This window comes from Rhodoplanes elegans (assembly GCF_016653355.1).
GTDB classification, from domain to species: Bacteria; Pseudomonadota; Alphaproteobacteria; order Rhizobiales; family Xanthobacteraceae; genus Rhodoplanes; species Rhodoplanes elegans.
Genome location: NZ_NHSK01000220.1, coordinates 1 through 11,081 on the forward strand (window position 1 = coordinate 1; position 11,081 = coordinate 11,081).

8 protein-coding genes and 1 pseudogene are annotated in these 11,081 nt (G+C 71.3%); 3 read left to right on the plus strand and 6 right to left on the minus strand.

All coding sequences use genetic code 11. The features are described from left to right. Both CCR97_RS25210 and CCR97_RS25215 read left to right on the plus strand, forming a co-directional pair. Positions 1–104 (plus strand): annotated as a pseudogene (locus CCR97_RS25210) (IS110 family transposase); the annotation flags it as partial. 132 nt (positions 105–236) lie between these two features. Continuing rightward, complete coding sequence (locus CCR97_RS25215) at positions 237–1,373, plus strand: adenylate/guanylate cyclase domain-containing protein (protein ID WP_111357780.1); 1,137 nt, start codon at positions 237–239, stop codon at positions 1,371–1,373. Between the two features lie 8 nt (positions 1,374–1,381). On the opposite strand, the gene CCR97_RS25220 is transcribed toward CCR97_RS25215, so the two are convergent. The 6 genes from CCR97_RS25220 to CCR97_RS25245 all read right to left on the minus strand — a co-directional run bounded on the left by CCR97_RS25220 (position 1,382) and on the right by CCR97_RS25245 (position 9,646). After that, positions 1,382–1,654: a hypothetical protein gene (locus CCR97_RS25220; protein WP_111357781.1), complete on the minus strand. Its 273-nt coding sequence runs from the start codon at positions 1,652–1,654 to the stop codon at positions 1,382–1,384. A gap of 415 nt (positions 1,655–2,069) precedes the next feature. Further along, on the minus strand, positions 2,070–3,491 hold the full coding sequence (locus tag CCR97_RS25225) for an ATP-binding protein (protein WP_111357782.1): 1,422 nt from the start codon (positions 3,489–3,491) through the stop codon (positions 2,070–2,072). Next, positions 3,488–4,165, minus strand: a complete 678-nt coding sequence (locus CCR97_RS25230) for a response regulator (RefSeq protein ID WP_111357783.1) — start codon at positions 4,163–4,165, stop codon at positions 3,488–3,490. The genes CCR97_RS25225 and CCR97_RS25230 overlap by 4 nt, the downstream gene beginning before the upstream one ends. 349 nt (positions 4,166–4,514) lie before the next feature. Next, positions 4,515–7,844: an efflux RND transporter permease subunit gene (locus tag CCR97_RS25235; RefSeq protein ID WP_111357784.1), complete on the minus strand. Its 3,330-nt coding sequence runs from the start codon at positions 7,842–7,844 to the stop codon at positions 4,515–4,517. Position 7,845: 1 nt separating this feature from the next. Then, complete coding sequence (locus CCR97_RS25240; RefSeq protein ID WP_170145877.1) at positions 7,846–8,817, minus strand: efflux RND transporter periplasmic adaptor subunit; 972 nt, start codon at positions 8,815–8,817, stop codon at positions 7,846–7,848. Positions 8,818–8,974: 157 nt separating this feature from the next. Next, on the minus strand, positions 8,975–9,646 hold the full coding sequence (locus tag CCR97_RS25245; RefSeq protein ID WP_111357786.1) for a Crp/Fnr family transcriptional regulator: 672 nt from the start codon (positions 9,644–9,646) through the stop codon (positions 8,975–8,977). Between the two features lie 228 nt (positions 9,647–9,874). Between CCR97_RS25245 and CCR97_RS25250 the strand changes: the two genes are divergently transcribed. Beyond that, positions 9,875–11,071, plus strand: coding sequence for an ATP-binding protein (locus CCR97_RS25250; RefSeq protein WP_111357787.1), 1,197 nt, complete (start codon positions 9,875–9,877; stop codon positions 11,069–11,071). Positions 11,072–11,081 lie beyond the last annotated feature (10 nt).

The window sequence follows — 11,081 nt, forward strand, 5'->3', positions numbered from 1 at the left end:
GTGCCGGCAAGCCGAAGATGGTCGCCTTGATCGCCGTCGCTCGGAAGCTACTGACAATCCTCAACGCCATGCTCAGGGACAATCGACCATGGCAAAACGCTTGACAGCCAAGACAGTCGCTCACCCCGGTCGCGCACAAAGTGCGCGACCGACCCTCTTCCTCAGGGAGAGGGGCCCGGGCACATGCGACGCAACACACCTCCGCCCGCCAGTGAGAGCAGACGGTCGGCGCTGACATGCATTCCCCGCCCAAGATCCTCGCCGTGGACGACGCGCCGGAGAATCTCGAGATTCTTCGCACGCGACTGGCGGCGCACGGATACGACGTGATCACGGCCGGCGACGGCGAGCAGGGCCTCGCCCGCGCCCGCGCCGAGGCGCCCGACCTCGTGCTGCTCGACATCATGATGCCGAAGCTCGACGGCATCGCGGTGCTGAAGGAGCTGAAGAAGGACGCCGCGTTGCGCTTCGTGCCGGTCGTGCTGGTGACGGCGAAGGCCGACACCCGCGACGTCGTCGTCGGGCTCGAGGCCGGCGCCGACGATTATCTGACGAAGCCGTTCGACCAGGCCGCGCTGGTGGCGCGCGTGCGCTCCCTCCTGCGCATCAAAGAGCTCAATGATCTCACGATCGCGCAGGCGAAAACGCTCGCCGAGCAGGCCGAGGCGCTGGCCGTGGCCAACCGCTCGCTGGAGGCGCGCGTCGCCGCCCAGGTCGCCGAGATCGAGCGGATCGGCCGGCTGCGCCGCTTCCTGCCGCCGCAGCTCGCCGAGATCGTGTCACGCGAGGGCGGCGGCGCGCTCGCCAGCCACCGGCGCGAGATCACGGTCGTGTGCTGCGACCTGCGCGGCTTCACCGCTCTCACCGAGGCGTCCGAGCCCGAGGACGTGATGACGGTGCTGGGCGAGTATCACCGGTGCGTCGGCGGACTGATCTTCCGTCACGAGGGGACGCTGGAGCGCTTCGCCGGCGACGGCGTGATGGTGATCTTCAACGATCCCCTGCCCTGCCCGGACCACGCGTCACGCGGCGTGCGGCTGGCGCTCGAGATGCGCGACGCGATGGCGACGCTGGGCGAGGCGTGGCGACGGCGCGGCCACGCAGTCGGCTTCGGCGCGTCGGTCGCGCTCGGCTATGCGACGCTCGGCGAGATCGGCTTCGACCAGCGGCGCGAATACACGGCGATCGGCAGCGTCGTCAGCCTCGCGCACCGGCTGTGCGCGGCCGCCAAGCCCGGGCAGGTGCTGATCAGCCAGCACGTGCTCGCCGCGGTCGAGCCGCAGTGCGACGCGACGCCGATCGGTCCCTTGGAGCTGAAGGGATTCACCAAGCCGGTGCCGGCGTTCGACGCGCTCCGCTGGCGCGCGACGTGATGACGACGTCAGGCGGCGGCGCGGCCGGAGGCGGCGGCCTGGGCGGCGCGGCCGGCCTTCTCGATCGCCAGCTGCTCGGCCTGCCCCAGCGCGTTCGAGAGCGACCGGTCGATCACCAGGATCACGGCGATCCAGGACACCACGAAGTTGAGGAAGAACAGCCCGAGGAAGACGATCAGGCTCGCCGTCTCCGACACCTCGCGCTCGACCACCCAGCCGATCAGAGCGGCCGCGACGGCGCCGATCACGACGAAGACGCTGTAGAGAACGAGAGCTTTCATGATGGACTTCCGGGCCGGCGGGTGGGACGTGCCGACACCGCCCCGAAACCGCCGGAGGATCCGGGGTGTCGGAGGGCGCCGTCTTCGCTCGGCGGGGGGTAGGCGAAGACGCCGGGCACGCTAGCCGTGGCGGCTTACAGCGACCTTACGTCACCGACGAACCGACGGGCAGCGGCATTGCGCGAGCCGCATGGATCCCGACGATCTGATCAGATGCTGCCCGGATCGGCGGCGAATCTGATCAGGACGGCCGCATCGTACCGGCGCGCGGCGTGGGCGATCGTCGGGTCGGTGAATCGGCGATGTCCGACCGTCCCCGCGAAGGCGGGGACCCAGGGGCCACGCGACTCGCCGCTCCTGGATGCCCGCCTTCGCGGGCATGAGCGGAGGGTGGCGCGACGTCGGAGGAATCGCGCTAGCTCGCGTGCCGGCCGTCGGCGCCGTCGGTGCCGTCGTCCTCGCCCGGGCGCACCGCGACGGGGCGGAACCGCAGCGTGAAGCAGGCGCCGCCGGTCGGGCGGTTGGCGACCGTCACGGCCCCGCCGTAGAGCTCCATGATCCGCTGCACGATCGACAGGCCGAGGCCGGCGCCGCCGGAGCGCTTGCGGTCGCCCCGCCAGAAGCGGCGAAACAGGAGGTCGCGCTCCGCCTCGTCGATTCCGGGCCCCTCGTCGCAGACATGGGCGACGCCCGCGGGCTCGACCACCACCTCGACCACGGTGCCGGGCGGCGTGTGGCGGATGGCGTTCTCGATCAGGTTGCGGAACGCGCGCGACAGCACCTCGGCGCGGCCCGCGACCCACACGGGCGCCTCGTCGCCGGCGAGCGCGATGCTGCGCCCCTCGGCGATGGCGAGCGGCACCAGGAAGGCGATCACCTCGGCCGCGACGGCGCGCAGATCGGCGCGGGCGTCGTCGCCCGGCGCCATGTTCTCGACCTCGGCCATCTCGAGAAGCTGGGTGACGACGCGGGTCATCACCGCGAGATCGCGGCGCAGCGGCTCGGCGACGCCGGCGTCGGCGAGCGTGTCGATGCGGGTGCGCAGGATGGTGATCGGCGTGCGCAGCTCGTGCGCGGCGTCGGCCGTGAACTCGCGCTGCACCCGAAAACCCTGCTCGAGCCGGTCGAGCGCCTCGTTGACGGCGACGACCAGCGGGGCGACCTCGTTCGGGATCTGGTCGAGCGACAGCCGGATGTCGGTGCGCCGCGGCGAGATCTCGCGCGCCCGGCGCGACGCCGCCTCGACCGGTCGGAACACGCGACGCACCACATGCGCCTCGATGCCGAGCAGCAGGAGCAGGATCGGAACCGTGATCCAGGCGACGCGCGGGATGAAGTTGGAGACGATGTCGTCGATCAGCACGTCGCGGTGCGACAGGTTCTCGGCGACCTCGATGAAGACGGTCCGGTCGTCGTGCGTCTTCGGCACGCGGGCGCCCGACAGCGTGCTGAAGGCGCGTTGCACCTGCAGCAGCGCCGGCGCCGGCGCCGGCGGCACCTCGGGAAACAGCGACTGGTCGCTGCCGTCCGACGAGAACAGCACCCGTCCGTCGGCATCGACGATGGCGTAGGCGTAGCGGTCGACCGCCTTGGAGAAGATGTCCTGCAGGGCCTCGGGCAGATCGAGCCGCCACCGTCCGTCGTCGCCGGGGACGAGATGCTCGGCGATGGCATCGGCCTGTTGGCGCATGGCGTCGCGATGCAGCTTGGTCGTCTCGGCGACGAGCAGGAGATAGAACGACAGCGGCACCAGGATCGCGACCAGGCCGAACGCCACCACGTGCACCCACAGGATGCGGCGGACGATCGAGCGCGGGCCCGTCGATGAGGCGCTCACCCCTTCGCCTCGGCGATCATGTAGCCGACGCCGCGCACCGTGTGGATCGTCACGGCGGCGCCGCGCTCGGCGAGCTGCTTACGGAGGCGATGGACGTAGACTTCGACGGCGTTGGAGGAGAGATCGCCACCGGCGCCGAACAGCTGGTCCTCGACCAGCTTCTTCGGCACGACGCGGCCCTTGCGGCGCATCAGCATCTCCAGCACGGCGAGCTCGCGGGCCGAGAGCACGTGCGGCACCTCGTCGACGAAGGCCTGCTTGCCGGCCGTGTCGAGGCTGAGATTGGCGACCGTCAGGACGAGGCCCTGCATGGCGCGCGGCCGCCGCGACAGCGCCTCGAGCCGCGCCACCAGCTCCTCGAAGGCGAACGGCTTCACCAGATAGTCGTCGGCGCCGCTGCGCAGGCCCTCGACCCGGTCGTCGACACCGGCGCGCGCGGTCAGCACCAGGATGGCGGTCGGGTCCTGGCGGGCGCGCATCTCGCGCAGCACCGCGAGGCCGTCGGCGTCGGGCAGGCCGAGATCGAGGATGACAGCGTCGTAGGTGTCGACCGAGAGCATGTGCCGCGCCTCGGCCGCGGTCGCGGCATGCTCGGCCGGATGGCCCGCCTTGGCGAGCCCGCCGACCACAAGCCGGGCCAGCTCCTCGTTGTCCTCGACGATCAACACCCGCATGCGTCCACCCGAAGTCGTCCAGCCCTGACGCCACCCGGGTCGGGAGCCGGCCGGTGCGGCGAAGCTGCCGGCATAGCACAGCCGGGGGCCGAAACGCAGACCGGCCGAAACGCAGACGGCGCGCTCCTGATCAGGAGACGCATGTTCACTGCGCGACCGAGAAGGATGTCTCGTGTCCCGGGCGCGGCGCGACGCGCCGCGAACCGGGACCCAGGGACGAGGGAGCGAGGACGTGCCGTGTGGCCCCTGGGCCCCGGCTCTGCGGCGCAACAGGCCTTCGGCCTGCCGCGCCTTGTCCGGGGCGCGCGACGCGCGGCGATCGGCGCCTGTGTGTCGGAGCAGAGGAGCCCTACCGCCCGAAGCCGAACAGGCCGCCTTTCTTCTTCGGTTCCGGCTTGTCCGCCGCTGCCGCATCCGCCCCCGTGTCCGACGTCGCCGCGGCCGAGAGGGCCGCCGGGGCCGGCTCGCGGCCGCGCTCGGTGACCCGCTCGGGCACCTTCTCGGCCGGCGCCTCGGGCGTTTTCTCGACGGCCTTCTCGGTCGCCACCGGCTCGCCGGGACCGTGGCCGGGCGCGTGCCCGCCGCCACCGCCGTGCGGGCCGTCGGGACCGCCGTGGCCGCCGCCGTGCGGCTTGGTGCCGGTGACGAGACGGCCGAACAGGAAGCCGAAGCCGCGGCCGATGTCGTCCATCACGGTGAACACGGCCGGCACGAACAGGAGCGACAGCAGGGTCGAGACGATCAGGCCGCCGATCACCGCGGTCGCCATCGGCGAGCGGAACTCGCCGCCGGCCCCGAGGCCGAGGGCGGCCGGCATCATGCCGGCCACCATGGCGAGTGTCGTCATGATGATCGGGCGGGCCCGCTTCTGCCCGGCGTCGATGATGGCGGCGGTGCGCTCCATGCCCTTCGCCATCGACTCGATGGCGAAGTCCACCAGCATGATGGCGTTCTTGGTGACGATGCCGAGCAGCATCAGGAGGCCGATCGAGACCGGCAGGTCGAGCTGGCTGCCGGTGGCGAGCAGCGCGATGACGGCGCCGCCGATCGACAGCGGCAGCGAGAACAGGATGGTGATCGGCTGCAGGAACGAGTGGAACAGCAGCACCAGCACGGCGTAGACCGTCACCATGCCCTTGGCCATCACGGGCGGGAAGCCCTCCAGGAGCTCGGTCTTGGCCTCCGAGTCGGCCGACGGCTGCAGGCGCACGCCCTTGGGCAGATGCTGGATCACCGGCAGGCCGTCGATCTCCTTCTCGGCCTTGCTCTGCGGCGTCGAGCCGACGAGGTCGGCCTCGATCTTGACCTGGCGCTCGCGGTCGTGCCGCGAGATCACCGCCGGCCCCTGCGCGAGCTGGATGTCGGCGATGGCGAGCAGCGGCACCGTGGTGCCGCGCAGCGTCGGCACGCGGAGCTGCTCCAGCACCTGGCGGTCGGCCCGGCCCGTGTCGGCGATCATCACCCGGATCGGCACCAGCCGGTCGCCGATGTTGAACTTGGCGAGCCGCGGCCCGACGTCGCCGATGGTCGCCACCCGCACCGTGGCGGCGAGCGTCTCGGTGTTGACGTTGAGCCGCGTCGCCAGCGCCTTGCGCGGGATGATGCGCAGCTCCGGCCGGTCGAGCGCCGCGGTCGAGACGACGTTGGAGATCGAGGTGAGCCGCCGCATCTGGTTGGCGAGCTCGGCCGCCACGTTGGCGACGGTCGCGCCGTCCTGGCCGGTGACGATGCGCGAGATCACCCGCTGGCCGTTCTCGTCGAGGAACCAGTGACGCACGTCCGGCACGTCGGCGAGGTCGCGCGCGATGTCGCGCTCGAGCTGGCTCTGCTTGACCTTGCGGTCCTTCTTCGGGACGTAGTTGATGATCAGCGCCGCGGTGTTCACCTCGGTCACCTTGGGCGGGATACGGCCGCCGTCGACGAAGACGCTGCGCACCTCCGGCCGCTTGCGGATGATCTCCACCATCCGGCCCGTCACCGCCTCGGTCTCGGAGAGCGGGGTACCGGGCGGCAGCTCGACGGCGAGCAGCGAGCGGGCGACGTCCTGCTGCGGCAGGAAGCCGGACGGCAGCAGGGTGAGGCCCCAGATCGAGGCGGCGAACACGCATAGCCCGACCGCCACGGTGAGGAGGCGCATCCGGACCGACGCCTGGAGCACGCCCGTGTAGGCCCGCATGATCGGGCCCGGCGGCTTCTCGACATGGGTCTTCGGCCGCAGGAAGTAGGCGGCGAGCATCGGCGTGACGAGCCGCGCGACGACCAGCGAGAACAGCACCTGCACCGAGACGGTGACGCCGAACTGCTTGAAGAACTGCCCGGCGATGCCCGGCATGAAGCTCGCCGGCAGGAACATCGCGACGATGGCGAGGCTGATCGCGATGACGGCGAGCCCGATCTCGTCGGCCGCCTCCATCGAGGCGTCGTAGGGCGACTTGCCCATCTGGATGTGGCGCTCGATGTTCTCGATCTCGACGATCGCGTCGTCGACCAGGATGCCGACCGAGAGCGTGATGGCGAGCAGCGTCACGAGGTTGAGCGAGAAGCCCAGCATGTCCATCACCCAGAAGGCCGGGAAGACGGACAGCGGCAGCGCGATGGCGGCGATCACGGTGGCACGCCAGTCGCGCAGGAACAGGAACACGACCACGATGGTGAGCAGCGCGCCCTCGATCAGCGTCTGCATCGCGTTGTCGTAGTTGGCGCGGGTGAAGTCGACCGAGCTATCGATCAGCTTGATGTCGACGTCCGGGTGCTCCTCCTTGATCTTGGCGATCTCGCGCTCGACCGCCTCGGAGACCCGCACGTCGCTGGCGCCCTTGGCCCGGTACACCGCGAAGGCGACGACCGGATCGCCGTCGAGGCGCGCGAAGGTGCGCGGCTCGACCACCGTGTCGGTGACGACTCCGAGGTCGTCGAGCCGCACCTCACCGCCGGCGAGCAGGCTGAACGTGGTGCCGGCGAGCGCGTCGATGGTCGGCGCCCCGGCGATGGTGCGGATCGACTGGTCGCGGCCGCCGATCTCGGCGCGGCCGCCGGCGACGTCGACGTTGTTCTTCAGGAGCTGCTCGGAGATGCCGGCCGCCGTGAGGCCGACGGACTGCAGCCGGTCGGGATCGAGCGAGACGAGGATCTCGCGGTCGGCGCCGCCGATGCGCTCGAACTTGGCGACGCCGCGCAGGCCCTGCAGGTTGCGCTTGATCACGTCGTCGACGAACCAGGAGAGCTGCTCGGGGGTGCGGCCCGGCGCGATCGCCGCATAGGTCATGATCGGGAACGGGATCACCTCCTGGCGCTGCACCAGCGGCTCGTTGATGCCGCTCGGCAGGCTGGAGCGCACCCGCGTGATCGCGTCCTTGACGTCGTTGAGGGCGCGATCGGGGTCGGCGTCGAGCAGGAACGTGATGGTGGTGACGGAGAGGCCGTCGCTGATGCTCGAATCGATGTGGTTGACGCCGACGATGGAGGCGACCGCGTCCTCGACCGTCTTGGTCACCTGCGCCTCGAGCTCGGCCGGCGAGGCGCCGAACTGGGCCACCGCGACCGAGACGATCGGCACGTCGACGCTCGGCAGCCGGGTGATCGGCAGCTTCACGAAGCTCATCCAGCCGAGCAGGACGATGATGATCGAGAAGACGACGGACGGAAGCGGCGTCCGGATGGACCATGCCGAGATGTTCACGTCACATCTCCTCGAGCTGACCGGTGACGTCGTCGCGCACCATCGGGCGGACCTTCTCGCCGTTGCGCAGCGAGCCGCCGGCGTTGGCGATCACCACCTCGCCTTCCTTGATGCCGTCGCGGATCTCCGCGCCGTCGCCGGAGACGAGGCCGACCTGCACCCGGCGCGTCTCGACCGTCTTGTTGTGGACGACCTGGACGACGGCGCCTTCGGCGCGGAACTGAACGGCGGCGCGCGGCACCGAGACGCCGCAGCTCCTCGCCGCGTCGATGGTGGCACGCGCGAAGGTGCCGATGCGCAGCGACGGGTCGTTCTCGATCGAAACGCGGACCTGGCCGATCTGGCTCACCGGGTTCAGCTCGGACGGCACGAGCCGCACCCGGCCCGGAATGTCGCGGCCTTCCTCGAGCTCGACGCGGGCGGTCTGGCCGGGCTGGAGCTTGGGCAGATAGAGGCTCGGCACCTCGGCCATCAGCTCGATCTCGCCGTCCAGCGCGATCCGAAAGAGCGGATCGGGCGACTTCGCCGAGGCGATCGCGCCCAGCGTGGCGTTGCTCTTGATCACGAGGCCGCTGACCGGTGCCCGCACCGTGATGGCGACGCCGTCGGAGGCGCGGGTGAGGCGGGCGAGCGACTGGCCGGCGCTGACGCGGTCGCCGTCGCGGGCCAGGACCTGGCTCACCTTGAAGCCGGTGTCGACCTCCGGGATCACCATCGCCTCGGAGCGCGCCACCAGGATGCCGTTCGCCCGGATCACGCTCGAGAAGCAGGCGGTCTGCGCCTTCGTGACGATCGCGATGACGCCGGGCGGCGTCCCGGCCGGGGCCGTCTTGTCGGCGGCGGCGAGCGGCGTCACCGCCATCAGCGCGGTGATCAGCAGCGCGGCGCTCGGCAACGCGACCGCGCGCGCGACGATGCGCCGGCCGCGCCGGGCGGCGGGTTCGATCCGCCGTCTGTCGTCAGGAGGAGCCATGCGGGTGAGCCCATTCCATCGCGATGTGGGACGCCATCGGGAGCCGGCGCGGAGCTTATGGACCGGGTCGGTCCGAACCGAGAGGTGGACCGTGGCGGTTCGAACCGGAAACAGGCACGCGAAATGAAACAGAAATGCCGTGACAATCCTGTTCAACTTACGCTTTCCGTGTGACTGCGGCAAGGCGACCGACATCCACCTGGATGCGGCCGCGGCCGAGCTGGACGATGCCGCCGGCGCGCCATTCCTGGAGCTGACGGTTGACGCTCTCGCGGGTGACGCCGACGAGGCCGGCGAGCTCGTCCTGGGTGATCTGCAGGTCGGAGCCGAAGTCGGCGGCGAGCGCCTCGAGCCGGCGGGCGAGCCGCACCGGCAGCGGCTGGAACATCATCTCCTCGGTGCGCTCGTTGGTGGACCGGAGCCGGGCGCAGAGCAGCTCGATGATGCGGATCGCCAGCCGGCCCTCGCGCTCCAGCATCGCCATGAACTCGGCGCGCGGCAGCACGAACAGCTCGCAGTCCTCCTGGGCGACCGCGTCGGCGGTGCGCGGGCGTCCGTCCAGCACGGCGATCTCGCCGAACAGGTCGCCGGGGCCGAACACCTCGATGGTCATCCGCTCGCCGGTCGCCGTGCCGGTCTCGATGCGGATCTGGCCGCGCCGCACGCCGTAGAGCGCGTCGCCCGGCTCGCCCTTCATGAACAGGGTCCGGCCGGCCGGCAGCTTGCGGATCTGGCAGAGGCGCGCGATCGCGGCGATCGCCTCGCCGTCGAGGCCGGAGAACAGCGGGTTCATCCCGAGCAGGGTGGCGAACTCGAGCGGCTTGCCCATTCCGGTCCTCGTCGCGCTCCCCGTCACGGCCCCCGCGACGGGCGGCCCGTCCGGGATCGTCCCGCAACGTCAATAAGATGGTTCCATCCGGAGCATAGACCGAATAAGAAGGCGGTCAAAGGCGACCGGGCATGAACCCGGCCCCTCCCTCTTCGCCCCTGCGCGGCCCGCTCCCTGGAACGGTGTCTGGCGTTGGTGGTTCTGCTCCGCAGCGGAGTTCATCCTCGCGTGGCCAGGAAACGCGCCGTCGGAAGACGATCGACGAGACGCTCGACCCGGAAGACCCGGACGCGCCCGACCAGCCAGGCGTTCGAACGGCTTCTGGCGTCGCTCGCGCACGAGATCCGCACGCCCTTGACCGGCATCCTGGCGATCAGCGAGCTCTTGGCGATGTCGCCGCTCGGGACGCGCGAGCGCGGCTGGGTCGAGGCGCTGAAGAGCTCGGCCGAGCACCTCACGGCGCTGACCTCGCTCATCGTCGACGGCGCCCGGGCCGGCGAGAAGGGCCTGGTGCTGCGCCACGAGCCGTTCGACCTCGGCCGCACCCTGCAGGACGCCGCCGCCTCGGCCGCCGCCCGGGCCGAGGCCAAGGGGATCGGCTTCACGGCGGCGATCGCCGACGCCGTCCCGGCGATGGTGTCGGGCGACCAGGTCCGCCTGCGCGCCGCGATCGAGAACCTGCTCGACAACGCCGTGAAGTTCACGCAGGCCGGCGGCGTGCGGCTCGCCGCCGACGCGGCGCCGGCCGGCGACGGCTGGTGCATCACGGTCGACGTGACCGACAGCGGCATCGGCCTCGGCAAGGCGGAGCAGCGCCTGCTGTTCCGGCCGTTCGCGCAAGGCAGCGACAAGGTGGCCGAGAAGTTCGGCGGCTCCGGGCTCGGCCTCGCCTATGTGCGCCGCCTCGCCCGCGCCATGGGCGGCGACGTGACGGTGACGAGCACGCCCGGCGAGGGCAGCACGTTCCGGCTCGTCGTCGAGATGGACGCCGCCGCGACCGAGCCGGACGGCGAGGAGCCGGTCGCCGCCATCGGGACGGCCGACCCGGCGCCGCTGCGCATCCTGTGCGTCGAGGACAACCCGTATGGGCGCATCATCATGCGCACCGTGCTCGGCGAGCTCGGTCACGCGACCGATTTCGTCGACACCGGGGACGCGGCCGTCGCCGCGCTCGGCCGCGCGCCTTACGACCTCGTGCTCATGGACGTGGTGCTGAGCGGACCGGTCGACGGCTTCGAGACGACCCGCCGCATCCGGGCGCTGCCGGGCGAGACCGGCGCCACGCCGGTGATCGGCCTGTCCGGCCAGCCGACCCGCAGCCACGAGGCGCTGGCCCGCGACGCCGGCATGACCGGCTATCTGCAGAAGCCGATCAGCCCGCGCGCGCTGGCCCGCGCGCTCGCCGGCGTGCCGCGGCGCGGCTGAGGGTCTCGCG